Origin of the sequence: Streptomyces sp. NRRL F-6676 (genome assembly GCF_000725625.1) — a bacterium.
In the GTDB taxonomy this organism is placed as follows: Bacteria; Actinomycetota; Actinomycetes; order Streptomycetales; family Streptomycetaceae; genus Streptomyces.
The window spans coordinates 18,411-43,648 of record NZ_JOHS01000036.1 but is presented as its reverse complement, the minus strand read 5'-3'; the positions used below and the strand labels follow the sequence as shown (position 1 = coordinate 43,648).

Sequence of the window (25,238 nt, the reverse complement as noted above, 5' to 3'; positions counted from 1 at the left end):
CAGCTGACACACCCCGTAACACACCATTTCCAAGGAGCGACAACCATGCCTTTCGCCAACTTCAAGGTCCCGGCCGGCACCCTCAGCGACGCCGACAAGAAGAAGATCGTCGAGCGCACTACCGACCTCTACGCGGAGATCTACGGCGAGCGCGCCCGCCCCAACACCCTCGTCGTGGTCGAGGAGGTCACCGACGGCGGCTGGGGGATCGGCGGCACCGTCCTGACCGCCGCGATGCTCAACGGCGAGTCCTGACCCACCGCTTCGGGCCCGGCACCCCGGTGCCGGGCCCCCGCCGTGCCCGCAGCCGTCGCAGCGGGGTGGGCGGCAGGGCGCGGGCGTTGCCGCGTGCGTAGTACCGCTCGACGTAGAACTGCCCGGCGCCGAGCACCGTCGTGACCGCGATGTACCAGAGGGTGGCGACCATCAGCAGCGGAATGACCTGGTAGGTCTGGTTGTAGACCAGCTGCACCGAGTACAGCAGGTCGTGCACGGCCAGCACGCTGACGATGCTCGTGCCCTTGAGCGTGCCGATCAGCATGTTCCCGGCGGTCGGCACGATCGAGCGCATGGCCTGCGGAAGGACGATCCGGCGCAGGGTGCGGCGCCGGCCCAGCCCGAGTGCCTGCGCGGCCTCCGTCTGGCCGGAGTCGACGGAGAGGATCCCGCCGCGCACCACCTCGGCGGCGTACGCGGTCTCGTGCAGGGTGAGCCCGATCACGGCGGTGAGGGTGGGCCCGAGGAGGTTCACCGTCTTGACGGTCACGAACTGCGGGCCGAACGGGACGCCCAGGCCGAGCGTCGGGTACAGCGCGCCGATGTTGAACCAGAACAGCAGCTGCACCAGCAGCGGAGTGGACCGGAAGATCCACACATAGCCCCAACTCAGCGTGCGCAGCACCGGGTTGGCGGAGAGCCGCATCACGGCCAGGACGGTGCCGAGGAGGAACCCGAGCACCATCACCGCGCCGGTCAGCCACAGCGTGAGCAGCAGCCCGTCGAGCACGGCGGTGGTGGTGAAGTACCGCCCCACCACTGCCCATTGGAAGGCGTCGTTGCGGACGACGGAGTTGACCACCATGGCGAGCGCGAGCAGCGCCAGGACGGCGGCCGCCTGACGCCCGAGGTGCCGGCGCGGCACGATCCGCGGGGCGTCGGCAGGGCTTGAACCGCCCGGCGCGGACGGCTGTTCCGTGGTGGCCCGGCCGGCGGGGCCGGGGTCGACGGCGGTGACATCGGAAGGCGTGGACATCGGAAGGCCTCTCCGGGGGAGGGAGTCGCTGGCGTGGATGACCGCCCGGGGCACCAAAGCCTGTCGGAGCAGCGCGGCAGCAGCCGCGCCGGTCCGGTGCGTCCGGGGTCCGACGTCGTCACGGTCGCCGCGTCCCTCAACGCGGCCGGAGAGGCTGCCGCACACGGCGGAGCCGACCCGCCCTCGATCGTATGTGCCCACCGCGCACAGGTGTCAACAGGGCATGGCGGGCGGCGGCTCCGGACCGGTCCGCCATCCGAACGCCGCTTGACGAACGGCGCGACCCACTGCTCAATTAATCGCATGGACGCCCAGCAGCGCTTGGTCTCGCGCGGTCACATCGACTTCGGTCGAGTGTGGTCCGCCGCGTGTTGCGCCTGACTCGGCAGCGGGCCCGCTGACCGGCCCGTCCCTCCCTCGGTGAGTCCCGGCCCGCGCCGGTGACCCCCGACGCGGACCGCTCCCTCCGCCTTCGCGCGCTGCCGCCGCACCCCCCTTCCCCGACGCCCGTCGTCGTCACACCCGCACCGAGCTGCCCGCACCGCACCGCCGGCAGCGCACGGCCCGCACCACCTTCAGCGTTCTGACGCACCGTCACCCGACCTGTCCGCAGGGCCGGTTCGCCACGCCCCGCACGCGGTCACCCGTGAAAGGCCACCGTCATGCCCGTGCAGTTCCTCGGGATCGCCGCCACCAACGACGGCTCCGAAACCACCCCGCGCTCCGGCGCCGCCTTCGACAAGGAGTACACGCTCCGCCTCGCCGCCGCCCACGAGGAGCACGGCTGGGACCGGGTGCTGTTCGCCTACGGCTCCGGCTCCCCGGACCCCGCACCCGCCGCCGCGTACATCGCGAGCCGGCTGGAGCGCCTGGAGATCCTGCTGGCCCACCGGCCGAACGTGTCCTATCCCACCTTCGCCGCCAAGACCTTCGCCACCCTCGACCAGATCAGCGAGGGCCGGCTGACCGTCCACTTCATCACCGGCGGCAACAACCACGAGCAGGGCCGCGAGGGCGACACCCTCACCAAGGACGAGCGCTACGCCCGCACCCGCGAGTACATCGAGATCGTCAAGAAGATCTGGACGACCCGCAGGCCCTTCGACCACGAGGGCGAGCACTACCGCTTCCACGATTTCGTCAGCGATGTCTTCCCCGTCCAGCAGCCGCGCCCCGACGTCTCGTTCGGCGGTTCCTCGCCCGCCGCGTACGCCGCCGGGGGCGCCGAGGCCGACATCTACTGCCTGTGGGGCGAGCCGCTGGCCAGGACCGCCCAGCAGATCGACGCGGTCAAGGCCGCTGCATGGGAGGCGGGCCGCACCGACGTGCCGCGCATCCAGGTGGCGTTCCGCCCGATCATCGCCCCGACGGAACGGGAGGCCTGGGAGAAGGCCCACCGCACGGTCGGCGCGATCAAGGAGCGCCGGGCGAAGGGCGAACCGGTCGGCCGGCGCCACCACGGGCAGGCCGAGCCGGAGAACGCCGGCTCCCAGCGGCTCATCGCCATCGCCGAGGCGGGCGAGCGCTACGACCGCGCCCTGTGGACCCCGACCGCCGCCGCCACCGGCGGCGCGGGCAACTCCAACGCCCTGGTCGGCACCCCCGAGACGGTGGCCCAGGCCCTCCTCGACTACTACGACCTCGGCGTCGACATCCTCTCCGCCCGCGGCTACGACCTGCTCCAGGACGCCGTCGACTTCGGCCGGTACGTCATCCCGCTCGTCCGCGAGGAGGTCGCCAAGCGCGACGCCGCGAGGACGCCCCGGGGCACCCAGAACCTCGCGGTGGTGGGCGGATGAGCGCGCCCCGCACCCGGCCGCTCGGCGCCGCCGCCCTCGCCCTGCTGCCCCTCCTGACGCTCACCGCCTGCGGCTCCGGCGACCTCGACGGCACGGCGGCGGCCAACGCCTCGCCCGCACCCACCGACGATCCCGTCGCCGCCGTGCACAAGGTGGACTCCGTCGCCGCCCTGCTCCCCGCCGCCGTACGGACGTCGGGCACGCTCCGGGTCGGGAGCGCCATCGGGTTCCCGCCCGGCGCGTACTACCCGAACGGCTCGGACAAGGCGCCCGCGGGCCAGGACATCGACCTCGCCGACGCCGTCGCCAAGGTGCTCGGGGTGAGACTCCAGCGCCAGGACGCCTCGTTCGAGACGATCCTGCCCGCCCTCGGCAGCGGCAAGTACGACGTCGGCACCGGCAACTTCGGCGTCACCGCCGCCCGGCTGAAGACCATCGACTTCGTCACCTACATCGACGACGGCCAGGGCTTCGCGGTCAAGAAGGGCAGCACGACCCTCAAGAAGAAGATCACCGACCTCACCCAGCTCTGCGGCCTCACCATCGGCACCGGCGCCGGCACCACCTTCGAGACCACCCTCGCCGCGCAGAAGGACGTGTGCAAGAAGGCGGGCAAGAAGCCGTACGACGTGAAGGTGTTCTCCGAGAACGCCGCCACCCTCACCGCGCTCCAGCAGGGCCGCATCGACGTCGTCATGTCGACCATCAACGGCCTGCGCTACCAGGCGTCCCAGCCCGCCTCCGGCACCACCTTCCTCGGGGAGTACCACCGGCTCGACGTCGGCTTCGCCTTCAAGAAGGGCTCCCCGCTCACCAAGGCGTTCCAGGCCGCCGTCAACGAACTGCTCAAGGACGGCGCGTACACCCGGATCCTCGACAAATGGGGCACCACCGGCTCCGCGATCGACACCTCCCGGATCAACCCGCCCGAGCACGAGTGACCAGTGAGCGAGAACGCCACCATGGGACCCACCACCGACTCCGCCGCCGCGCCGCCCGGCGAGGCGGCCGCACCGGACACCGGGCCGGCCGCCGGGCGGACCCCGCCCGCCCCCGACGACCCGGCCACCTTCACCGTCGTACCCGCCCGCCACTACGCCCGGTGGGCGGCGGCCCTCGCCGTCCTCGTCCTGGTCGCCCAGTTCGCGCACGGACTGGCCACCAACCCCGTCTGGGAATGGCACGTCTTCAGCGCCTACGTCCTGTCCGAGACGATCGTCCGGGCCGTCTGGGTGACCCTCCAACTCACCGCCTACGCCACCGTGCTGGGCTTCCTGCTCGGCACCGTGCTCGCCTTCATGCGGCTCTCGCGCAGCCCGGTCCTCCAGACCGTCGCCTGGACCTACATCTGGATCTTCCGGTCGATCCCGATGATCGTCCAGCTGGTGTTCTGGTTCAACCTGAGCGCGCTCTACGACCGGCTCGGCCTCGGCATCCCCTTCGGCCCCGTGTTCTGGTCCGTCGACAGCAACACCGTCATCGGCACCATGGGCGCCGCCGTCATCGGACTGACGCTGCACCAGGCCGCCTACTGCGCCGAGATCGTCCGCGGCGGCGTACTCGCCGTCGACCAGGGGCAGTCGGAGGCCGCCGCCGCCCTCGGCGTGCCGCGGCTGCGCCAGATCCGCCGGATCGTGCTGCCGCAGGCGATGCGCGCCATCCTGCCCACCGCCGGCAACGAGATCATCGGCCTGCTCAAGGGCACCTCGGTGGTCTACGTCATGTCGATCGGCGAGCTGTTCTACCAGGTCCAGGTCGTCTACGGCCGCAACGGGCGGGTGATCCCGCTGCTGCTGGTCGCCACCGCCTGGTACGTGCTGCTCACCTCGCTGCTGTCGGTCGCGCAGTACTACGTCGAACGCCGCTACGCCCGCGGCGCCGACCGCACCCCGCCGCCCACCCCCCTCCAGCGCGCCCGGCGCTCGCTGCGCGCCGTGCGCGCGGCGGCCGCCCGCCGGGACCGCCCCGTCGTACCGCCGAGGACCCTCGGACCCCTGGGAGAGAGCCGATGAGCGAGGTCATGGTGGACGTCCACGGCGTCCACAAGAGCTTCGGCCCGCTGGAGGTCCTGCGCGGCGTGAACCTCACCGTCCGCGCCGGCGAGGTCACCGTGATCCTCGGCCCGTCCGGGTCGGGCAAGTCCACGCTGCTGCGCACCATCAACCACCTGGAGAAGGTCAACAGCGGCTGGATCAGCATCGACGGCGAACTCATCGGCTACCGCCGCGCCGGGGACAAGCTGCACGAACTCAAGGAGAAGGACGTCCTGCGGCAGCGCACCCACATCGGGTTCGTCTTCCAGAACTTCAACCTCTTCCCGCATCTGACCGTGCTGGAGAACCTGATCGAGGCCCCCGTCTCCGCGCTGCGCCGCCCCCGCAAGGAGGCGCGCGAGACCGCCCGCCGGCTGCTGGACCGGGTCGGGCTCGCGGACAAGGCGGACGCCTATCCGCGCCAGCTGTCCGGCGGCCAGCAGCAGCGCGTCGCCATCGCCCGCGCGCTCGCCCTCGAACCCAAGGTGCTGCTCTTCGACGAGCCCACCTCCGCGCTCGACCCGGAACTGGTCGGCGAGGTCCTCGACGTCATCAAGGACCTGGCCCGCACCGGAACCACGATGATCGTCGTCACCCACGAGATCGGCTTCGCCCGCGAGGTCGCCGACACCGTGGTGTTCATGGACGGCGGGGTCGTGGTGGAACAGGGCCCGCCCGCGGCCGTCCTGGACGACCCGCGTCACGCGCGCACCCGGGCGTTCCTCTCCAAGGTCCTCTGACCGGCCGCCCGCCCCGCCACTTCGCCGACCACCAGGAGCACGCTCATGACCGCCCCGCTCACCCGCCGCACCGCCGCGACCGCGCTCGGACTCGCCGCCGCCCTCGCCCTCACCGCCTGCGGCAACCCCGACGACGGCGCCACGGCCGAGGTCGCGGCCACCCCGGGCGCCACCGCGAGGACGACGATCGACACCAGCCCCGACCGGGCCCGCGTCACCACGGGCAAGGTCGCCTCCCTCGCCGCCGAGGTCCCGGCCCGCATCCGCAGGAGAGGCACCCTGGAGATCGCCGACTCCTCCGGCTCCGCGGCACCGCTCACCTTCTACGCCACCGACGACAAGACCGTCATCGGGGTGGAACCCGACCTCGCGCACCTCGTCGCCGACGTGCTCGGGCTCAAGGCGCACCTCAACCCGGTCTCCTGGGAGAACATCTTCGTCGGCCTCGACAGCGCCAAGTACGACGTCGGCTTCAGCAACATCACCGTCACCGAGGAGCGCAAGGAGAAGTACGACTTCGCCTCCTACCGCGAGGACAACCTCGCCTTCGAGGCGAAGAAGGGCAGCGGGCTGAAGGTCACCGGCCCGAAGGGCGTGGCGGGCCGGACCGTCGCCGTGAGCAGCGGCACCAACCAGGAGAAGCTGCTCGTCGAGTGGAGCAGGACCAATGTGAAGGCCGGCCGTAAGCCGGTCGACATCAAGTACTACCAGAACCCCACCGACACCTACCTCGCCCTCCGCTCCGGCCGGATCGACCTCGCGCTCGGCCCCAACCCGACCGCCGCCTACCACGTCGCCACCGCCGGTGAGTCGGAGATCGCCGGCACCTGCTCCGGTGCCGGGGCCACCCTCCAGGGACTCATCGCGGCCACCACCAAGAAGGACAGCGGGCTGGCGAAACCGCTCGCCGACGCGCTCAACCACGTCATCGGGAACGGCACCTACGCGAAGGTGCTGAGCCGCTGGGGACTGTCGGACGAGGCCGTGACCACGTCCGAGGTGAACCCGCCAGGACTGCCCCGCAGCAACAAGTAGCCCCGGCCCGGCCCCTCTCCGACCCGTAAGGACCCCGCCACCATGGCGCACACGATCGACCTCTCCGCGGACGAGGCCCCCGCCGCCCCGCCCGCACCGCACCTCCTGGACAACCCCGTGTGGGCCGCGCTCACCGGGCCGCACGCCGCCCGGTTCGCCGAGCGCGTCGGCCGGGCCGCCCGCTATCCGGCCGACGTCTACGCGTTCGCCGCCGTCGCAGAACCCGTGGACCCGGCCGCCTGGGCCGACCTGCACACCCTCGCCGGGCCGTCGGCTCTCGTACAGATCAAGGGAGTCGGCAGCGTCCCCGCCGGCTGGGAGACCGTCGGCGGCGGACAGGGCGTCCAGCTCGTCGCCACCGCCCTGCGCGCCGAGCCCGACCCCGAGGCCGTACGGCTCGGCCCCGACGACGTCCCCGAGATCCTGGACCTCATCGCCCGCACCGAACCCGGCCCGTTCCTCGCCCGGACCGTCGAACTCGGCACCTACCTCGGCATCCGGCACCGGGGACGGCTGATCGCCATGGCCGGTGAGCGGCTGCGGGTGCCCGGCTGGACGGAGATCAGCGCGGTCTGCACCGACCCCGCCCACCGCGGCCGGGGCCTGGCCACCCGGCTGGTCCGCGCGGTCGCGGCGGGCATCCGCGAGCGCGGGGAGACCCCGTTCCTGCACGCCGCCGCGAGCAACGCGCGGGCGATCGGGCTGTACGAGTCGCTCGGCTTCACGCTCCGGCGCCGGACGACGATCCTCCAGGTGCGGACGCCGGCGACGGCCCCGCGCACGTCCGGTGCGCGGCCTCACCTCTGACCCGTCCTCCCCGCCACGGACCTCCAGGAAGGCCTTCCCCGTGTCCGACACGTCCACCGCCCCCTCCCCCCTCCATCTCGCCGTCGCCCTCGACGGCACCGGCTGGCACCCCGCCTCCTGGCGCGAGCCGGTCTCCCGCCCCCGGGAGCTGTTCACCGCCGGGTACTGGGCCGACCAGATCGCCGAGGCCGAGCGGGGGCTGCTCGACTTCGTCACGATCGAGGACGGCCTCGGCCTCCAGTCCTCCCTCCTCCTCGACCCCGACGACCGCACCGACCAGGTACGCGGCCGGCTCGACGCCGTACTGATCGCCTCCCGGATCGCCCCGCTGACCCGGCACATCGGCCTCGTCCCGACCGTGGTGGCCACGCACACCGAGCCGTTCCACCTCTCCAAGGCGATCGCCACCCTCGACCACGTCAGCGGCGGCCGGGCCGGACTGAGGGTGCGGATCAGCGCCCGGCCCCACGAGGCCGACCACTTCGGCCGCCGTCGCGTTCCGCGCGTCGACCTCGCCGAGGACCTGTCCGCCCAGCCCCCGGTCACCGACCTGTTCGACGAGGCCGCCGACTACGTCGAGGTGGTACGGCGGCTCTGGGACAGCTGGGAGGACGACGCCGAGATCCGGGACGTGGCCACCGGCCGCTTCGTCGACCGGGACAAGCTGCACTACATCGACTTCGAGGGCCGCTTCTTCCGCGTCAAGGGCCCCTCGATCACCCCGCGACCGCCCCAGGGCCAGCCGCTCGTCACCGCCCTCGCCCACCAGACCGTCCCCTACCGGCTGGTGGCCCGGCAGGCCGACGTCGGCTACGTCACCCCGCACGACACCGGCCAGGCACGCGCGATCGTCGCCGAGATCCGCGCCGAACAGGAGGCCGCCGGGCGCGCGGGCGAGCCCCTGCACGTCTTCGGCGACCTGGTGGTGTTCCTGGACGAGACCCGGGCCGCCGCCGAGGACCGGCTCGCCCGGCTGGACGACCTCGCCGGAGCCCCGTACACCTCCGACGCCCGTGTCTTCGCCGGGACGCCCGCCGAACTGGCGGACCAGCTCCAGGAGTTGCGGGAGGCCGGGCTGTCCGGCTTCCGGTTGCGGCCCGCCGTCACCGGGCAGGACCTGCCGGCCGTCGGCCGGCTCCTGGTGCCCGAACTCCAGCGCCGCGGCCTCTTCCGCCGCGCCTACGAGGCGGACACCCTGCGCGGCCTCCTCGGCCTCGCCCGCCCCGCCAACCGCTACGCGGCCGTCTGAGCCGGAGGGACGTACCCACCATGACCAAGCCCCCGCACCCGACCGACACCGGCAGGCCGCTGAAGCAGATCCATCTGGCCGCCCACTTCCCCGGCGTCAACAACACCACCGTGTGGAGCGACCCGGAGGCCGGCAGCCACATCGAGTTCGCCTCCTTCGTCCACTTCGCGCGCACCGCCGAACGCGCCAAGTTCGACTTCCTCTTCCTCGCCGAGGGCCTGAGACTGCGCGAACAGGGCGGCAAGATCTACGACCTGGACGTCGTGGGCCGCCCGGACACCTTCACCGTCCTGGCCGCGCTCGCCGCCGTCACCGACCGGCTCGGGCTGGCCGGCACCATCAACTCCACCTTCAACGAGCCCTACGAGGTGGCCCGCCAGTTCGCCAGCCTCGACCACCTCTCCGACGGGCGCGCCGCCTGGAACGTCGTCACCTCCTGGGACGCCTTCACCGGCGAGAACTTCCGGCGCGGCGGCTTCCTGCCGCAGGAGGAGCGGTACTCCCGCGCCAAGGAGTTCCTCACCGCCGCGCACGAACTCTTCGACTCCTGGCACGGCGACGAGATCGTCGCCGACCCGGCCACCGGCACCTTCCTGCGGGACGCGAAGGCCGGCTCCTTCGTCCACACCGGCCGGCACTTCGACATCCACGGGCAGTTCAACGTGGAGCGCTCCCCGCAGGGCCGCCCGGTGATCTTCCAGGCCGGCGACTCCGAGGAGGGCCGCGAGTTCGCCGCGTCGAGCGCCGACGCGATCTTCAGCAGGCACGCGCAACTCGACGCGGGCAAGGCCTTCTACACCGACGTCAAGTCCCGCCTCGCCAGGTACGGCCGCCGCCACGACCAGTTGCTCATCCTGCCCGCCGCCACCTTCGTGCTCGGCGACACCGACGCCGAGGCGGAGGAGCGCGCCCGCGAGGTGCGCCGCCTCCAGGTCAGCGGGGCCACCGCCCTGCGGCACCTGGAATTCGTCTGGAACCGGGACCTGTCCTCGTACGACCCCGAGGGCCCGCTGCCCGACATCGACCCGGACACCGGCGACGAGCACCTCGTGCGCGGGCGCGCCCAAGTGCGCGAATACCACGACCGGCTGGCCGTCGCCCGTGAGTGGCGTGAACTCGCCGCCGCGCACGACTGGTCCATCCGGGACCTGGTCATCCACACCGGCAACCGGCAGAGCTTCGTGGGCTCGCCCGCCACCGTCGCCCGGACCATCGACGCGTTCGTGCAGGCCGACGCGAGCGACGGGTTCATCCTCGTCCCGCACCTCACCCCCGGCGGCCTCGACGAGTTCGCCGACACGGTCGTCCCGCTGCTCCAGGAACGGGGCGTCTTCCGCACCGAGTACGAGGGCACCACCCTGCGCGACCACCTCGGGATCGACCACCCGGACCACGCGCACGACGGGCGGCGGACGCAGCCGGAGCGCGCGGGCGCCGAGCAGCGGGTGGCGTCGTGACGTTCCCCGCCCCCACCCTCGTCGTCCACCCCCCGATCCGCTCACCGGTGCCCTCACCCCCACCCGTGCCTTCGGCGTGGGGGAGAGGCACGCGCGGGCTGTTCCACGCCACCCGCTTCCGCCCGCCGCCCACCTGCGCGGAGGGGCGGCCGCAGGTCCGCCGCCACCGCGAGCGGTCCGGACACACCGTCCTCCCTGTGCACGCCGACGCCGGCGGGCCGCCGCCCGACCGGCACCGCGCCTCCCCCGAACCGTTCCCGTCCGCCGTCGCCACCGTGCCGCGCCGGGAGATCCCCGGCCCACCACTCGCCCGGGGCCCCGTGCTCCCGGCCGCCCCGTCCCGGAGGAGTCCGCCCGTGTCCGACCTCACCCTCGGCGTCCTCGACCTGGTCCCGATCCCGTCCGGCTCGACGGCCGCCGACGCACTGCGCAACTCGGCCGACCTCGCCCGGCAGGCCGAACGCCTCGGCTACAACCGCTACTGGTTCGCCGAACACCATCTCAACCCCGGCGTCGCCGGCACCTCGCCCGCCGTCGTCCTGGCGCTGACCGCCGCCGCCACCTCCACCATCCGGCTCGGCTCCGGCGCCGTGCAGCTCGGACACCGTACGGCGCTGTCCACCGTGGAGGAGTTCGGGCTGCTCGACACGGTCCACCCCGGCCGTTTCGACCTGGGCCTCGGCCGCTCGGGCGGGCGTCCGCCGGGGGAGCGGGCCCAGGTGCTGCCGACGGCGACCCCGGTCGTCGACGGGCGGGCCCCCAACGGCCTGCTCATCCCGCCCCGGTTCGACGTCGCGCAGCTCCTCGGCTCGCCGCGTGTCGCCCTGCAACGCCGGCTGCTCTCGCTGCCGGGCGCCGCACCGCAGGACTACGCCGAGCAGATCGACGACCTCCTCGCCCTGCTGGCCGGCACCTACCGCTCCCCGGAGGGCGTCGAGGCCCACGCCGTGCCCGGCGAGGGCGCCGACCTCCAGGTGTGGATCCTGGGCAGCAGCGGCGGGCAGAGCGCGGCGGTCGCGGGCCGCCGGGGGCTGCGGTTCGCGGCCAACTACCACGTCAGCCCGGCCACCGTCCTGGAGGCGGTGGAGGGCTACCGGTCCTTCTTCCAGCCGTCCGAGTTCCTCGACAAGCCGTACGTCAGCGTCTCGGCGGACGTCGTCGTCGCCGAGGACGACGCCACCGCGCGCGCCCTCGCCGCCGGGTACGGACCCTGGGTGCGCAGCATCCGTACCGCCGAGGGCGCCATCCCGTTCCCGACGCCCGAGGAGGCGCGCGCGTACCCGTGGACCGACGCGGACCGGGCGCTCGTCCAGGACCGCCTCGACACCCGGTTCGTCGGCACGCCCGGCCGGGTGGCCGACGAGCTGGAGCGGCTGCGGGAGGCCACGGACGCGGACGAGGTCCTCGTCACCACGATCACCCACGACCACGCCGACCGGGTGCGGTCCTACGCCCTCCTCGCCGAGGAGTGGCGGCGGCGCGGGCACACGCTCGGACCCAACTGACGCCGCCTTCGGCCCCGTCGACCTCCACCGACCGACCCGACGCATCGAAAGGTCCCCGCATGGCCACCGTCCTGTCCGTCTCCGGAAGCCCCTCCGCCACCTCACGCACCGCCCGCCTGCTGCGCCACCTGGACCGGCGGCTCGCCGCCCAGGGCCACCGGGTGACCGCGCTCGACGTCCGCTCCCTGCCCGCCGAGGCGCTGCTCCTGGCCGACTTCGGGCACCCGGCGATCGTCCGGGCCACCGCGCTGTTCGAGCAGGCGGACGGGGTGGTGATCGGCACGCCCGTCTACAAGGCCGCCTACTCCGGGCTGCTGAAGTCGCTGCTCGACCTGCTGCCGCAGTACGCCCTGGCGGGCAAGACCGTCCTGCCGCTGGCCACCGGGGGCACCACCGCCCACGTCCTGGCCATCGACTACGCCCTGCGCCCGGTCCTCGCCTCCATGGGCCCCGCGCACATCACGCCGGGCTGGTTCACGCTCGACAAGGACATCACCGTCGGCGAGGACGGCACCGCGACGCTCGCGCCGGGCCCGGCCGAGGGGCTGGCCCGGGTCACCGACCAGTTCTCGGCGGCGCTCGGCGGCCGCACGACGGTGCTGGCGGCGACGGGCTGATCCACGGCAGCCACCGCCCGCCCGTACGCCCTGATCGGAGTCCCCTCGTGTCCCTCGTCTTCCACTGGTTCCTGCCGACCAACGGCGACAGCCGGCACGTCGTCGGCGGCAGCCACGGCACCCCCGCCACGCGCTCCGCGGGCGACCGGCCGCCGACCGTCGCCTACCTCAGCCAGATCGCCCGCGCCGCCGAGGACCTGGGCTTCGTCGGCGCGCTCACCCCGACCGGGGCCTGGTGCGAGGACGCCTGGCTGACCACCGCGATGGTCAGCAGGCACACCGAGCGGCTGAAGTTCCTCGTCGCCTTCCGCCCGGGTCTCCTCTCGCCGACCCTCGCCGCGCAGATGGCGTCCACCTTCCAGCGGCAGTCCGGCGGACGGCTGCTGCTCAACGTCGTCACCGGCGGCGAGAGCCACGAGCAGCGGGCGTACGGCGACTTCCTCGACAAGGACGCCCGCTACCACCGCACCGGTGAATTCCTGGGCATCGTGCGGGAGTTGTGGGAGGGCCGGACCGTCGACGCGCGCGGCCGGCATCTCCATGTCGAGGACGCGCGGCTGGCCCGCGTGCCCGATCCGCTCCCCGAGGTGTACTTCGGCGGCTCCTCGCCGATCGCGGGTGAGATCGCCGCCCGGCACGCCGATGTGTACCTCACCTGGGGCGAGCCGCCCGCCGCCGTCGCGGAGAAGATCGCCCGGGTGCGCGGACTGGCCGAACGGGAGGGGCGCCGGATCCGCTTCGGTATCCGGCTGCACGTCATCACCCGGGACACCGCCGCCCAGGCCTGGGCCGAGGCGGACCGGCTCCTGGACGGCTTCGACGCGGAGACCGTCGAGGCCGTCCAGGCGGGGCTGGCCCGCAGCGAGTCCGAGGGGCAGCGGCGGATGCGCGCGCTGCACGGCGGCAGCCGCGAGCGGCTGGAGATCCATCCCAACCTGTGGGCGGGCATCGGCCTGGTGCGCGGCGGCGCGGGCACGGCGCTGGTCGGCAGCCACGACGAGGTGGCCGACCGGATCGGCGAGTACGCGGCCCTGGGCATCGAGGAGTTCGTGCTCTCCGGCCATCCGCACCTGGAGGAGGCGTACTGGTTCGGCGAGGGCGTGCTGCCGAAGCTTCGGGCGCGGGGGGTGTGGCGGCGGCCGTGAGGCGGGGGCCGCCCGCCGCCGTGAGGTGCGGGGCCGCCCCCGCCGTGAGGGCCGTCCGCGCTTCTCACCTGGTGAGACGTTCCGGCGCGGGCGGCACGGGCCCACTTGACGCGGTCGGACCGGGGGCCGAGACTCCCGTACGGTAATCCTAGTAATTCAGTAGGGAAAGAACGCTCGTACGCCCGTGACCGAGCACCCCAGGGAGACGCATGTCCGCCATATCCCCGACCGTCGTGCCGTCCTTCCGCGGCAGGATCGGCTGTGACGCGCGCAGCGGCTACTACGCCGCGCCCCGGCGCTACCGGCTCCATCTGTCGCCGTCCTGTCCGGACTGTCTTCAGATCGCCGTCACGCACAGCCTCCTCGGCCTCGACGACGTCCTCCCGGTGACCGTGCTGCCCGCCCTCCCCGACGCCCCCGACGGCGGACACCAGGCGCTGCGCCCGCTGTACGAGGCCAGTTCGCATCAGCACCCCGGTCCGGCCGTCGCACCGGTCCTGAGCGACAACTGGACCGGAACGATCGTCAGCACCCACACCCCCGGCATCCTGCGCGACCTGGCCCGGCGCTTCGGCGCCCACGGCCCCGACCTGCACCCCCGGGGCGCCGAGGAGGCCGTCGCGGCCGTCGGCCGGCTCTGCGAGCAGGGCATCACCGAGGCCGCCCAGCACGCCGGCCGCACCGACGCCGACCCGGCCGCACGCGAGACCGCCCTGACCGAGCTGCTGCGTACCCTGGACGCCCTGAACTCCCGGCTCGCCTCCCAGCCGTACGCCCTGGGCACCGAACTCACCCTCGCCGACGTGCAGTTGTGGGCCACGCTGGTCCAGTTCGACACCGCGCACCGCCACCACCTGGACGCCACCGCCGTCCACCGCGTCACCGCGCACCCGCACCTCTGGGCCTACGCCCGCCGCCTCGCCGCCCACCCCGCCTTCGCCCGCCACCTCGACCTCGACGCCCTCAGCCGCGGGCACCACGCCCAGTGCCGCGGCACGGAGGCCGCCGGAGCGGCGGTCGGCATCGTGGACTGGCCGGTCCCGGCGGCGTCCGAGCAGGCGGCCGCGTAGTACCCGGGTACCACGCGACCCGCGCGGTTCGGCCCCCCGGTACCACCGGATCGCCCCACTCCCGCCCCTAGCGTTGCCCCTATGGCGCCGCGGACCGCGGGCGCCGGGGGCCGACAGGGAGGCGCGGGCATGATCGACGCACGGCGTTTGACGAAGAGGTACGGCGAGAAGACGGCCGTCGACGGGCTGGAGTTCACCGTGAAGCCGGGCACCGTGACCGGCTTCCTCGGCCCCAACGGCGCGGGCAAGTCCACGACCATGCGGATGATCGTCGGCCTGGACGCCCCGACGAGCGGCTCCGTCACCGTGAACGGCCGCCACTACGCCCGCCACCGGGCGCCGCTCCAGGAGGTCGGCGCCCTCCTGGAGGCCAAGTCGATCCACCCGGGCCGCTCGGCGTACCACCATCTCAGGGCGCTGGCGCTGACCCACGGCATCCCGGACCGCCGGGTCGGCGAGGTCATCGAGCTCGCCGGGCTGAGCGGGGTGGCGGGGAAGCGGGCCGGCGCCTTCTCCCTCGGCATGGGGCAGCGGCTCGGCATCGCGGCGGCGCTGCTGGGCGATCCGCAGACGGTGATGCTGGACGAGCCGGTCAACGGGCTCGACCCCGAGGGCGTGCTCTGGATCCGCAACCTCCTCAAGGGGCTCGCCGAACAGGGCCGTACGGTCTTCGTCTCCTCGCACCTGATGAGCGAGATGGCCCTCGTGGCCGACCATCTGATCGTCGTGGGACGCGGCCGGCTGCTCGCCGACACCACCGTGGCGGACCTGATCCGCGAGGCGGGCGGCGACACGGTGAAGGTGGCGACGGCGGACCCCGCGCGGCTGCGGGAGGTCCTGGCCGGGCCGGGCGTCGACGTCACCGGCCGGATCGGCTCCGAGGAGCTCCAGGTGACCGGGCTGACCGCCCGGGAGATCGGACTGCGGGCGGCGGAGCACGGGATCGCCCTGTTCGAGCTGACCGCGCGCACCGTGTCACTGGAGGAGGCGTTCATGGAGCTGACGAGGGACGCCGTGGAGTACCACGGCACGACGACCGGCGCCGACGCCGGCGCGAGGACGACCGGCGACAACGACCTGGGGAGGACCGCATGAGCACGCTCACCGCAACCACCGAGGAACCGCGGACCGCGCCCGCCCGCCCCGTCTACCGGGTGACCGGACGGCGGGTGCTCGCCTCCGAGTGGGCCAAGCTGTGGTCCCTGCGTTCGACCTGGATCACCCTGGGCGTCGCCCTGCTGTTCCTGGTGGCCTTCGGCCTGATCGCCGCGAGCCGCTACACGTCGGGCTACGACGCCGGCAACCTGGACCCCGACCTCGCCGACTCGACGGCCGTCAGCCTGTCCCTCTTCGGCACCAACTTCGCCCAACTGGCCCTGGGCGTCCTCGGTGTGCTGGTCACGGCGGGGGAGTACTCCACCGGCATGATCCGCTCCACGCTCGCGGCGGTGCCGCGCCGGCTGCCCGTGCTGTGGTCCAAGGCGGCCGTGTTCGGTCTCGTCGCCCTGGTCGTGGCGACGGCCGGCGGCTTCGTCGCCTTCCTGTGCGGGAACGGCATGGTCGCGGACACGCCCGCGGCCCTGGGGCTCTCGGACGCGGGCGTCGTGCGCAGCCTGCTGGGCGCCGGGCTCTACCTCGGCATGGTCGGCGTGATCGGCACCGCCCTGGGCGCGCTCCTGCGGTCGGTGGCCGGCGGCATCTCGGTACTGGTCGCCGCCCTGATGCTGATCCCGGGGCTCATCTCCCTGCTGCCGAGTTCCTGGCAGGACAACATCGGCCCCTACCTGCCGTCCGAGGCGGGGCAGGCGATGTTCGCCCTCACCCACGACTCCTCGACGCTGTCGCCGGGCACCGGGCTGCTCGTCTTCGCCGGCTGGACCGCGCTGGCGCTCGCGGGCGCGGCGTACCGGCTGGCCCGCACCGACGTCTGACCGGGCGGGCCGGACAGTGACGTGTGACGTACAGGCCGTGACAGTGACGTGTGACGTACGGACCGGGACAGTGATGTGTGACCGTACGGACCGTGACAGCGACGCCCGAGGAGACGGACCGTGGCAGTGACGGCCGGCGGGGCGGACCATGGCACCGTGACGTCCATGACCATGACCACCGACGAGCTCGGCGTGCTGGGGCCGCTGGTCGCCCGCCTGTCCCGGGGCGGCCGGCGGCTGCGGCACGCCGACCGCGCACACCCCTGGGTCCTCGACACCGCGGTCGTGGTCCTGCTCTTCCTGATGTTCTGCCTGCCCGACCTGCTGCACGACGGCGACGACGGCGACGGCCCGCGGCGGATCCGGCTCGCCTTCACCCAACTGCCCGTCGCGGCCATGCTGGCGCTTCAGGCCGGGCTGGTGCTGCCCCTGCTGTGGCGCCGGCGCCGCCCGCTCGTGGCTTTCGGCTCCATCGCCGCGGTGTTCGTCCTGCAATGGTCCCTGGACGCGGCACTGCGCGCGGACGTCGCCCTGTTCGTCGCCCTCTACAGCCTGACCCTGCACGGGCGGCTGCGCCAACTGCCGTGGGCCTGCGCGGTGATGGCGGGCGCCATGGCGCTGGTCGCGGTCCGCGCCGCGTCGGTCGTCTCCGTCTGGGACGCGCTGTTCTTCCTGCTCAGCACGGCGACCGCGGCCCTCGCGCTCGGCCTGACGGTCCGCATCCGCCGCGCCCAGCTCGAAGGGCTCCGCGACCGCGCCGCCCGGCTGGAGACCGAGCGCGACCAGCGCATCAGACTGGCCGCGGCCACCGAACGGACCCGCGTCGCCCGCGAGATGCACGACATCGTCGGCCACAACCTGTCCGTCATCATCACGCTGGCCGACGCCGGTGCCTACGCCACCGACACCGCCCCCGAACGGGGCAAGGAGGCCCTCCGGCTCATCGGCGACACCGGCAGGCTGGCCCTCGGCGAACTGCGGCGCGTGCTCGGCGTCCTGCGCAAGGCCGTCGACGGCCCCGGCAGCGGCCCCGAACTCAGCCCGCAGCCCGGCATCATGGACATCGGCGCGTTGTGCGCCACGGTGCGCGCCGCCGGACTCGAGGTCGTCTACCGGACCTCCGGCGACGTGGAGGCCCTGGACAGCGGGGTACAACTGACGGTGTACCGCATCGTCCAGGAGGCGCTCACCAACACCCTGAAGCACGCCGAGAGCGGTACCCGGACCCGGCTGGCCGTCCTCGTGGCGGACGGCCGGCTCACCGTACGGGCCGTGGACACCGGCCCGGCGCTGCGGTCCGGACCGCCGAACGACGAAGGGCACGGCCTGGTGGGCATGCGGGAACGCGCGGCACTGTACGGGGGCACCGTCACCGCCGGGCCGACGGGCGGCGGCGGATGGCGCGTCGAGGCCGTCCTCGACCTCACCCCGCAGGACGGTGGGCGATGACCACCGTCCTCATCGTCGACGACCAGCCGCTTCAGCGCTACGGCTTCCATCTGCTCCTCGACTCCGTGCCCGGGACCGACGTCGTCGGCGAGGCGGCGCACGGCGCGGAGGCGGTCCGCAAGGCCGCCGAACTGCGCCCGGACGTCGTCCTGATGGACGTCCGCATGCCCGGCATGGACGGCATCGAGGCCACCCGCCGCATCGTCGCCTCCGGCGGCCGCTCCCGCGTCCTGGTCCTCACCACCTTCGACCTCGACGAGTACGTCCACGCCGCCCTCCGCGCCGGCGCCAGCGGCTTCCTCCTCAAGGACGCCCGCCCCGAGGAACTCCTCGCCGGCATTCGCGCCGTTGCCGCCGGCGACGCGGTCATCGCCCCCGCCCTCACCCGCCGCCTCCTGGACGAGTTCGCCCGGTACGTCCCCGCCCACCGCTCCGACACCGCCGAGGACCCGGGACTCTCCTCCCTCACCGACCGCGAACGCGAGATCCTCGTCGCCATCGGCAAGGGCCTCACCAACGGCGAGATCGCCGCCGAGTTCGTCCTGTCGGAGTCCACGGTCAAGACCCACGTGGGCCGGGTCCTCGCCAAGATCGGCGCCAGGGACCGTATCCAGGCGGTCATCTTCGCCTACGACCGCGGCCTGGCCAGGCCGCGGACGGACTGACGGGGGCGTGCGGCGGCGCCCCCGTCGGGGAGACCCCGTCAGGGCTGTCCCACCGCGCCCTGCCGGACGGTGGGCAGTCCGTCGAACACCCCCGCGCCGTGGTAGCTGAGGGTCAGGGTGGGGCTGTCGGCCTCCAGCGCGGCCCAGGCCACTCGGGGGTCGCGTACCGGGGGACGGGGCGGGGACGGGGCGGGGGTCGGTGCGGCGGGCCAGGTCCGGGACGGGGCCGGGTCGGGCGTGGCGGGCCATGGGACGGGTTGCGGCAGTGGGGACGGAGGCGGTGGGAAGGCTTCCGAGGCGTGGGCCGGAGGGGGCGGTGCGTACGGCGTCCCGTGCTCCTGTGGCGCGGGGGCCTGTTCCTCACCGCCGGTCCTCACCACGACCATCACGCCGACGATGAGGAGCAGCAGCCCCGGGACGGACGCCGGCTGGACGCGCTGTCCCATCAGCAGCCAGGCGGTGACCGCGGCCACCGGGGTCTCCAGCAGGAGCAGCACGCTCATGGTCGTCGCCGATGCCCTGCCGAGCGCGAAGTTCAGGGAGCCGAGACCCAGGAGCTGGGGCAGGAGCAGCAGACCGAGCAGCGACAGATGGGTCGAGGTGTCGAAGCCGGTGAGCGGCACGCCGGTCAGTCGGCAGAGCAGGAAGAGCTCCAGCCCGCACACCAGGGAGCAGACCGTCGAGTACATCGGCGTACTCATGTCGCTGCGCGCGCTCTGGCTCAGCGCGGTGTAGGCGGCCTGCGCGACGGCACCGCCGAGGGCGAGCAGGTCCCCGGCCAGCGCGGTGCCGCCGGAGGTGATGTCGAGACCGGCGGCACCGGCCGCGCCGGCCACGGCGAGGCCGAGGCCCGCCCAGGTCCTCCTGCTCGCCCGGACGCCCCGGCTCGCCGCGATGAGGGCCTGCCAGACGGGCTGTGTGGCGACGAGCGCGGTCGACATGGCGACGCTGGTCAGCCGCGTGCTGGTCATGAAGGCCGCGAAGTGCAGCGCGAGCGCCGTGGCGGCCAGGGCGCCGAGGCCCAGGGGCGCCCACTGCGCCCGGCGCAGAAGGGTACGTTCGCCGCGGGCCACGCGTGCCACCTCGCGGCGGCGCAGCAGTAACAGGAACGGGCCGAGGGTGGCGAAGCCGAGGGCGTTGCGCCAGAACGCCATGGCCAGCGGTGAGGCGGAGGCGGCGGCGGTGAGGGGCGCCGTCGCCGAGATGGAGAGCACGGCGACCGCCATCGCCGCCGCGGTCAGCGGATCGAAGCGGTGCCTCATGCCGTGGCACCGCCACCGGTCGCCGGGAGCCCGGCGGCTGAGGTCCCGCGGGCGGGTCGGTCGTCGACTGAAGGATGCATGGTCTCCTGCCCCGGAGTGGGAGCCGGGGCCGGCAGGTGCGAACCGGACCGCCCCGGCGGTACGTAAGGACACGGCGCCGGCGCCGGCGTCCCCACCGGCTGGACCGTCGTCGGGGGCCGGAGCAGGGGGCGCCGGACGGGCCGGGCGCGACGCGCGGCACGGTCGGCCGCAGTCGCCCGACGAGACGGCAGGGACCGCACGGAGGTTCACCCCGCCGTGGGCACCCTCTGCCCACGGCCGGCCGACGGGGCACGGCAGCGGTCCGCCGGGGCAGGCGCGGAGGCCGAAGTCCTGGGCGCGGACGGACGGAAGAGGAGGCCGCGGCACCCGCACGCACACGCGGCGGCGGAACCGGCCGTCCGGCACGCCCGCGGGGTCCGCGACGAGAACTGCCCGATGGGGGATACACCGGTGTCCACGGGTCCCCGCCGGGCCGGGCCCGGCCGTGCACCGAGTTCAATTGGCGGGGCCCGCCGGCCGGTGGCCGCCGGTCGTCCGTCCGCCGTTCAGGCGGGGTCCAGATCGGCGTGCAGCAGGTGGTGGTCCGAGTACGGGGTGGGATGCACGCCGTGCGCGCGGGCGGTGAGGCCGCGCAGGAAGACGTAGTCGAACCTGCTGCGCCAGTCGGTGGTCGGCTCGCAGGCAGCGGCGGCCGGGGGACGGCACCGGGGGTCGGCGTCCACGGCCAGGTGCCACACGGGGTCGAGTTCGGGAGCGTCCGGTACGGCGTTGAAGTCTCCGAGGACGAGCGCACGGTCGTGCTTGGCGACCGCCGCGGCGAGCACCCGGGCCTGCCCCGCCCGGACCGGCTCCTGACGCCGCTCGGCGAAGTGGGTGTCGAAGACCCGGACCGGCCGGCCGGCCACCTCGGTGGTGACCGCGAGATAACCGCGGTCCTCGGAGCCGCCGTCGGGGTACTCCACGACGACCCGGTCCGTCATCGGTGCCGCCGAGAGGAGCGCCTGCCCGTAGCCCCCCGGGCTCCAGGGCGCGCCCCCGCAGCGCCCCCAGTCGTGGAGCACCGAACCGTACGCGACGTGGTACACCAGCCCGTAGAGGCTCTCCAGATAGTCCCGGATCCGCTCGACGTCACGTGCGCACGCCTCCTGCACGCCGACGACCTGCGGCCGGTACGTGGCGATCTCCGCCGCCCGGTCGACGTCGCCCGCCCCGCAGGGGTTGCACAGGTTCCACGTCATGACCCGGCCGTCCACGACCTCCCGCGCGGTACCGACGGGCAGCGACCCGGCGAAGGGCGCCCCGCCCGGCGCGACGGGCCCGGCGAGCAGCATGCACGCCACGATCACGGCGCCGACGAGCAGCCGCGCGTCCCTCCCCGACACCTCGCCCCCTCGCAGTGGATGCGCACGACGATCGGCGTTCGGACGCCAGGGGTCAAGTCGTGTTCCGATAGTTTCGAGAATATGCCGGTCCCCGGGGCGTCATAAGTCGGGAGAGGGCGACTCACCGCTCTCGGAGGCGCCTCCACCCGCCCCGGCAGCGGCTGCCCGGTGATCCGGCGCAATGCCATCTCGGGCGGGCTCGAAACTTTCGACGAGCAATCGGAAAATACTTCCGTCATTACCGTTGACGGGCTCTCGTCAATCTCGTCATCATCTCTCAGTGAACGTCGGCCGACCGACCGTGATCCGAGATGTCGAACCGCACGCCCCGGGCAGACCCGCGCTGCCCGGGAAGAGCCGCGCACAGCCGCCCTACCTTGGAGGCACAGTCATGGGCTCTCAGGCCCTTTCCAGAACCGTCGCGAGACCACAGCGCCGCGTCCTGCTGGTGGCCCTGGTCACCGGCGTCCTCGCCCTGGTCACCGCACTGCTCTCGGCGCCGCCCGCGCACTCCGCCGAGAACACGCTCGGCGCCGCCGCGGCGCAGAGCGGCCGCTACTTCGGCACCGCCATCGCCTCGGGCAAACTCGGCGACTCGACGTACACCTCGATCGCCAACCGTGAGTTCAACATGGTGACGGCCGAGAACGAGATGAAGATCGACGCCACCGAGCCGCAGCGGGGCCAGTTCAACTTCAGCAGCGCCGACCGCATCTACAACTGGGCGGTGCAGAACGGCAAGAAGGTGCGCGGGCACACGCTGGCCTGGTACTCCCAGCAGCCCGGCTGGATGCAGAGCCTGAGCGGCAGCTCGCTGCGCCAGGCGATGATCGACCACATCAACGGCGTGATGGCCCACTACAAGGGCAAGATCGCGCAGTGGGACGTCGTGAACGAGGCCTTCGCCGACGGCAATTCGGGCGGCCGCCGCGACTCCAACCTCCAGCGCACCGGCAACGACTGGATCGAGGTCGCCTTCCGCACCGCGCGGGCCGCCGACCCGTCCGCCAAGCTCTGCTACAACGACTACAACATCGAGAACTGGAACTGGGCCAAGACCCAGGGCGTGTACAACATGGTCCGCGACTTCAAGTCGCGCGGCGTGCCGATCGACTGCGTCGGCTTCCAGTCCCACTTCAACAGCGGCAGCCCCTACGACAGCAACTTCCGCACCACGTTGCAGAACTTCGCCGCCCTCGGCGTGGACGTGGCCATCACCGAGCTCGACATCGAGGGCGCCTCGGCCACGACCTACGCCAACGTGGTCAACGACTGCCTGGCCGTCTCGCGCTGCCTCGGCATCACCGTCTGGGGCGTGCGGGACAGCGACTCCTGGCGCTCGAGCCAGTCGCCTCTGCTGTTCGACAACAACGGCAACAAGAAGTCGGCCTACACCGCGGTCCTGAACGCCCTCAACAACGGCTCGACCGGCGGTGGTGACGACGGTGGCGGCGGTGACGACGGTGGCGACGGCGGCGGCCAGAGCGGACAGCTCAAGGGCGTCGGCTCGGGCCGCTGCGTGGACGTGCCCAATGCCGCCACCTCCGACGGCACCGCGGTCCAGCTGTACGACTGCCACAGCGCCGACAACCAGAAGTGGGAGAACACCTCCGCCGGTGAGCTGCGGGTCTACGGCAACAAGTGCCTGGACGCCGCCGGCAGCGGCAACGGCGCCAGGATCCAGATCTACGGCTGCTGGGGTGGCGACAACCAGAAGTGGCGCCTGAACTCCGACGGGTCCATAGTCGGCGTCCAGTCCGGACTGTGCCTCGACGCCGTAGGGAACGGCACCGCCAACGGCACCCAGCTCCAGCTCTACTCCTGCACCGGCGGCAGCAACCAGCGCTGGACACTGACGTCCTGACACGTTCCGACATGGCCTGCCGGCACTGAGGGGCCATGGGGCCGCCGCCATCGTGGCGGCGGCCCTCCCGGCGTGCACACCGCGCCGGCAGGGCGAGCCGTCCCCCCGGCGCGAAGACGGCGCCGCAGGGCGAGCCGTCCGAACCACCGCGCGCCGCCCACGAAGCGAAAGGAACACGTGCACGTGCACACCTACGACAACCCGGTGATTCCCGGGTTCCACCCCGATCCGAGCGTGTGCCGGGTCGGGGACGACTACTACCTGGTGTGCTCCAGCTTCGAGTACTTCCCCGGGCTGCCCCTCTTCCACAGCAGGGACCTCGTGCACTGGGAGCAGATCGGCAACGTGCTGGACCGGCCCGGCCAACTGCCGCTGCCCCTCCCCGGGGCCAAGGCGTCCGGAGGCCTCTACGCCCCCACGATCCGCCACCACGACGGCCGTTTCTGGGTCGTCAACACCAACATCGACGGAGGCGGCAACTTCGTCGTCTCGGCCGAGCGTCCCGAGGGGCCGTGGAGCGACCCCGTGTGGCTCGACCTCACCGGCATCGACCCCGACCTCGCGTGGGAGGAGGACGGCACCTGCTGGTGCGCCTTCTCCGGCCCCGAAGGGGGCATCAACCTGGCGAGGATCGACCCGGTGAAGGGCGAGGTGCTGGAAGGCCCCTTCCCCACCTGGTCGGGCACCGGCCTCAAGTACCCCGAGGCGCCGCACCTCCACCGCATCGGCGACTGGTGGTACCTGCTGATCGCGGAGGGCGGCACCGAACGCGGCCACAGCGTCTCCCTGGCCCGCGGCCGCTCGCCGCGCGGCCCCTGGGAGGGGGCGCCCGCCACCCCCCTGCTGTCCCACAGCGGCACCGCCCGCCCCATCCAGAACACCGGCCACGCCGACCTGGTGCAGGCCCCCGACGGCACCTGGTGGATGGTGCTGCTCGGCGTCCGCCCCCGCGGCTTCACGCCCGACGTGCACGTCCTGGGCCGCGAGACGTTCCTGACCCCCGTGGAGTGGGGCGAGGACGGCTGGCCCGTCGTCGCGCCCGTCCCCGAGAGCCACCCGGCCCCGGGCGGCGCCCGGCACCCCGTCCCGGCCCCGCCCGCCCGCGACGACTTCGACGCCCCCGTCCTCGCCCCGCACTGGATCTCCCCGTTCGCCCGCCCGGAGGGCTCCTGGTCGCTCACCGAACGCCCGGGCCGGCTGGTCCTGCACGCCACCGGCCCGACCCTGGACAGCCCCGGGTACACCTTCGTCGGCCGCCGCCAGCAGCACCACGACTGCCGCGTCACCGCCCTGATCGACCCGGGCACCGGACGCGGCGGCCTCTGCGTGCGCCTGGACGAGGCCCACCACTACGAGGTGGAGGCCGGGAACGGCGAGGTCGCCGTCGTCGCCCGGATCGGCCCCTTGCGCCAGACCGTGGCCCGCGAGGCCGCCCCGCCCGGCCCACTGCTCCTCACGGTGACGATCCGCACGTCCGACCTCGTCCCCGCCTCACCCGCACTCACCGACGGTGGCACCACGGGCCCCGACACCCTCGCCTTCTTCCTCGGTGACCCCACCACCCCGGACACCCACCCGCTCGCCGAACTCGACGGACGCTACCTGTCCACCGAGATCGCCGGCGGCTTCACCGGCCGGGTGATCGGCATGTACGCCACGCAGGGCACGGTCGCCTTCGACTGGTACGAGTACGCCCCGGCACCGTCCGAGCGCTGAGCGAGCGCACCGGTGCAGCGCCCGGCGACGGTGGGGTGAGGCGGAGCTCGCCACGCTCATGGCCCCGTCCAAAGAGTCGCGCGCCGCCAAGGGCGACGAGGTGAAGGCCCTGAACGAGGGATTGGCCAAGGGTGAGCTGGCCTGGCGCCTGGTCACCTTCCGGTCCACGGTCTGACGCCGCCCGCCGACCGGCTCCCGATGCGCCCCCGGCAGCCGGA

The 25,238-nt window shown here is 73.3% G+C and carries 22 protein-coding genes; 19 read left to right on the top strand and 3 right to left on the bottom strand.

Annotated elements, in window-relative coordinates:
• Positions 1-45 precede the first annotated feature (45 nt).
• On the top strand, positions 46-255 hold the full coding sequence (locus IO29_RS21505; protein ID WP_030380218.1) for a tautomerase family protein: 210 nt from the start codon (positions 46-48) through the stop codon (positions 253-255).
• Here IO29_RS21505 and IO29_RS21500 read toward each other — a convergent pair.
• Positions 239-1,252: an amino acid ABC transporter permease gene (locus tag IO29_RS21500; RefSeq protein WP_033226193.1), complete on the bottom strand. Its 1,014-nt coding sequence runs from the start codon at positions 1,250-1,252 to the stop codon at positions 239-241. The two genes, IO29_RS21505 and IO29_RS21500, sit on opposite strands and share 17 nt — an antisense overlap.
• A gap of 662 nt (positions 1,253-1,914) precedes the next feature.
• On the opposite strand from IO29_RS21500, the gene IO29_RS21495 reads away from it, so the two are divergent.
• The 16 genes from IO29_RS21495 to IO29_RS21420 all read left to right on the top strand — a co-directional run bounded on the left by IO29_RS21495 (position 1,915) and on the right by IO29_RS21420 (position 18,754).
• Positions 1,915-3,051 carry an LLM class flavin-dependent oxidoreductase gene (locus IO29_RS21495; RefSeq protein ID WP_030380216.1) on the top strand — a complete coding sequence of 379 codons (1,137 nt, stop codon included), beginning with the start codon at positions 1,915-1,917 and terminating at the stop codon, positions 3,049-3,051.
• A complete protein-coding gene (locus tag IO29_RS21490; protein ID WP_030380215.1) occupies positions 3,048-3,992 on the top strand; it encodes an ABC transporter substrate-binding protein in 945 nt (314 codons plus the stop codon). The genes IO29_RS21495 and IO29_RS21490 overlap by 4 nt, the downstream gene beginning before the upstream one ends.
• A gap of 21 nt (positions 3,993-4,013) precedes the next feature.
• Positions 4,014-5,063 carry an amino acid ABC transporter permease gene (locus IO29_RS21485; protein WP_030380214.1) on the top strand — a complete coding sequence of 350 codons (1,050 nt, stop codon included), beginning with the start codon at positions 4,014-4,016 and terminating at the stop codon, positions 5,061-5,063.
• Positions 5,060-5,824 (top strand): amino acid ABC transporter ATP-binding protein, encoded by a 765-nt coding sequence (locus IO29_RS21480; RefSeq protein ID WP_030380213.1) that lies wholly within the window; start codon positions 5,060-5,062, stop codon positions 5,822-5,824. The genes IO29_RS21485 and IO29_RS21480 overlap by 4 nt, the downstream gene beginning before the upstream one ends.
• 45 nt (positions 5,825-5,869) lie before the next feature.
• Entirely contained in the window at positions 5,870-6,859 is a 990-nt protein-coding gene (locus IO29_RS21475; protein WP_030380212.1) for an ABC transporter substrate-binding protein, read from the top strand.
• A gap of 42 nt (positions 6,860-6,901) precedes the next feature.
• Positions 6,902-7,666 (top strand): GNAT family N-acetyltransferase, encoded by a 765-nt coding sequence (locus IO29_RS21470; RefSeq protein ID WP_033226189.1) that lies wholly within the window; start codon positions 6,902-6,904, stop codon positions 7,664-7,666.
• 40 nt (positions 7,667-7,706) lie between these two features.
• Positions 7,707-8,915: an LLM class flavin-dependent oxidoreductase gene (locus IO29_RS21465; RefSeq protein ID WP_030380210.1), complete on the top strand. Its 1,209-nt coding sequence runs from the start codon at positions 7,707-7,709 to the stop codon at positions 8,913-8,915.
• Positions 8,916-8,935: 20 nt separating this feature from the next.
• Entirely contained in the window at positions 8,936-10,372 is a 1,437-nt protein-coding gene (locus IO29_RS21460; protein WP_030380209.1) for an NtaA/DmoA family FMN-dependent monooxygenase, read from the top strand.
• Between the two features lie 356 nt (positions 10,373-10,728).
• Positions 10,729-11,877, top strand: a complete 1,149-nt coding sequence (locus IO29_RS21455) for an LLM class flavin-dependent oxidoreductase (RefSeq protein ID WP_030380208.1) — start codon at positions 10,729-10,731, stop codon at positions 11,875-11,877.
• A gap of 59 nt (positions 11,878-11,936) precedes the next feature.
• Positions 11,937-12,494 carry an NADPH-dependent FMN reductase gene (ssuE, locus tag IO29_RS21450; protein WP_030380207.1) on the top strand — a complete coding sequence of 186 codons (558 nt, stop codon included), beginning with the start codon at positions 11,937-11,939 and terminating at the stop codon, positions 12,492-12,494.
• Positions 12,495-12,541: 47 nt separating this feature from the next.
• Positions 12,542-13,639 carry an LLM class flavin-dependent oxidoreductase gene (locus tag IO29_RS21445; RefSeq protein ID WP_030380206.1) on the top strand — a complete coding sequence of 366 codons (1,098 nt, stop codon included), beginning with the start codon at positions 12,542-12,544 and terminating at the stop codon, positions 13,637-13,639.
• A 209-nt stretch (positions 13,640-13,848) separates the two neighbouring features.
• Positions 13,849-14,709, top strand: a complete 861-nt coding sequence (locus IO29_RS21440; protein ID WP_030380205.1) for a glutathione S-transferase C-terminal domain-containing protein — start codon at positions 13,849-13,851, stop codon at positions 14,707-14,709.
• 129 nt (positions 14,710-14,838) lie between these two features.
• Positions 14,839-15,804: an ATP-binding cassette domain-containing protein gene (locus IO29_RS21435; RefSeq protein ID WP_030380204.1), complete on the top strand. Its 966-nt coding sequence runs from the start codon at positions 14,839-14,841 to the stop codon at positions 15,802-15,804.
• On the top strand, positions 15,801-16,640 hold the full coding sequence (locus IO29_RS21430) for an ABC transporter permease (protein WP_030380203.1): 840 nt from the start codon (positions 15,801-15,803) through the stop codon (positions 16,638-16,640). The genes IO29_RS21435 and IO29_RS21430 overlap by 4 nt, the downstream gene beginning before the upstream one ends.
• 165 nt (positions 16,641-16,805) lie before the next feature.
• Entirely contained in the window at positions 16,806-18,089 is a 1,284-nt protein-coding gene (locus tag IO29_RS21425) for a sensor histidine kinase (protein ID WP_106969866.1), read from the top strand.
• Positions 18,086-18,754 (top strand): response regulator, encoded by a 669-nt coding sequence (locus tag IO29_RS21420; protein WP_030380201.1) that lies wholly within the window; start codon positions 18,086-18,088, stop codon positions 18,752-18,754. Before IO29_RS21425 ends, IO29_RS21420 begins: the two co-directional genes overlap by 4 nt.
• Before the next feature lie 38 nt (positions 18,755-18,792).
• Here IO29_RS21420 and IO29_RS40075 read toward each other — a convergent pair whose 3' ends face one another.
• Positions 18,793-20,016: a DMT family transporter gene (locus IO29_RS40075; RefSeq protein ID WP_063738931.1), complete on the bottom strand. Its 1,224-nt coding sequence runs from the start codon at positions 20,014-20,016 to the stop codon at positions 18,793-18,795.
• 587 nt (positions 20,017-20,603) lie between these two features.
• Complete coding sequence (locus IO29_RS21410; protein ID WP_078618536.1) at positions 20,604-21,389, bottom strand: endonuclease/exonuclease/phosphatase family protein; 786 nt, start codon at positions 21,387-21,389, stop codon at positions 20,604-20,606.
• A gap of 442 nt (positions 21,390-21,831) precedes the next feature.
• On the opposite strand from IO29_RS21410, the gene IO29_RS21405 reads away from it, so the two are divergent.
• Together IO29_RS21405 and IO29_RS21400 are read left to right on the top strand one after the other, a co-directional pair.
• Positions 21,832-23,304, top strand: coding sequence for an endo-1,4-beta-xylanase (locus IO29_RS21405; protein WP_030382821.1), 1,473 nt, complete (start codon positions 21,832-21,834; stop codon positions 23,302-23,304).
• Positions 23,305-23,487: 183 nt separating this feature from the next.
• Positions 23,488-25,020: a glycoside hydrolase family 43 protein gene (locus IO29_RS21400; RefSeq protein WP_030382820.1), complete on the top strand. Its 1,533-nt coding sequence runs from the start codon at positions 23,488-23,490 to the stop codon at positions 25,018-25,020.
• Positions 25,021-25,238 lie beyond the last annotated feature (218 nt).

Bases quoted from the DNA above. Each gene is read 5' to 3' on its own strand.
- IO29_RS21505 (WP_030380218.1), top strand. From the start codon at position 46: ATGCCTTTCGCCAACTTCAAGGTCCCGGCCGGCACCCTCAGCGACGCC.
- IO29_RS21500 (WP_033226193.1), bottom strand. From the start codon at position 1,252: ATGTCCACGCCTTCCGATGTCACCGCCGTCGACCCCGGCCCCGCCGGC.
- IO29_RS21495 (WP_030380216.1), top strand. From the start codon at position 1,915: ATGCCCGTGCAGTTCCTCGGGATCGCCGCCACCAACGACGGCTCCGAA.
- IO29_RS21490 (WP_030380215.1), top strand. From the start codon at position 3,048: ATGAGCGCGCCCCGCACCCGGCCGCTCGGCGCCGCCGCCCTCGCCCTG.
- IO29_RS21485 (WP_030380214.1), top strand. From the start codon at position 4,014: ATGGGACCCACCACCGACTCCGCCGCCGCGCCGCCCGGCGAGGCGGCC.
- IO29_RS21480 (WP_030380213.1), top strand. From the start codon at position 5,060: ATGAGCGAGGTCATGGTGGACGTCCACGGCGTCCACAAGAGCTTCGGC.
- IO29_RS21475 (WP_030380212.1), top strand. From the start codon at position 5,870: ATGACCGCCCCGCTCACCCGCCGCACCGCCGCGACCGCGCTCGGACTC.
- IO29_RS21470 (WP_033226189.1), top strand. From the start codon at position 6,902: ATGGCGCACACGATCGACCTCTCCGCGGACGAGGCCCCCGCCGCCCCG.
- IO29_RS21460 (WP_030380209.1), top strand. From the start codon at position 8,936: ATGACCAAGCCCCCGCACCCGACCGACACCGGCAGGCCGCTGAAGCAG.
- ssuE (WP_030380207.1), top strand. From the start codon at position 11,937: ATGGCCACCGTCCTGTCCGTCTCCGGAAGCCCCTCCGCCACCTCACGC.
- IO29_RS21440 (WP_030380205.1), top strand. From the start codon at position 13,849: ATGTCCGCCATATCCCCGACCGTCGTGCCGTCCTTCCGCGGCAGGATC.
- IO29_RS21435 (WP_030380204.1), top strand. From the start codon at position 14,839: ATGATCGACGCACGGCGTTTGACGAAGAGGTACGGCGAGAAGACGGCC.
- IO29_RS21430 (WP_030380203.1), top strand. From the start codon at position 15,801: ATGAGCACGCTCACCGCAACCACCGAGGAACCGCGGACCGCGCCCGCC.
- IO29_RS21425 (WP_106969866.1), top strand. From the start codon at position 16,806: ATGACCATGACCACCGACGAGCTCGGCGTGCTGGGGCCGCTGGTCGCC.
- IO29_RS21420 (WP_030380201.1), top strand. From the start codon at position 18,086: ATGACCACCGTCCTCATCGTCGACGACCAGCCGCTTCAGCGCTACGGC.
- IO29_RS40075 (WP_063738931.1), bottom strand. From the start codon at position 20,016: ATGAGGCACCGCTTCGATCCGCTGACCGCGGCGGCGATGGCGGTCGCC.
- IO29_RS21410 (WP_078618536.1), bottom strand. From the start codon at position 21,389: ATGCTGCTCGCCGGGCCCGTCGCGCCGGGCGGGGCGCCCTTCGCCGGG.
- IO29_RS21405 (WP_030382821.1), top strand. From the start codon at position 21,832: ATGGGCTCTCAGGCCCTTTCCAGAACCGTCGCGAGACCACAGCGCCGC.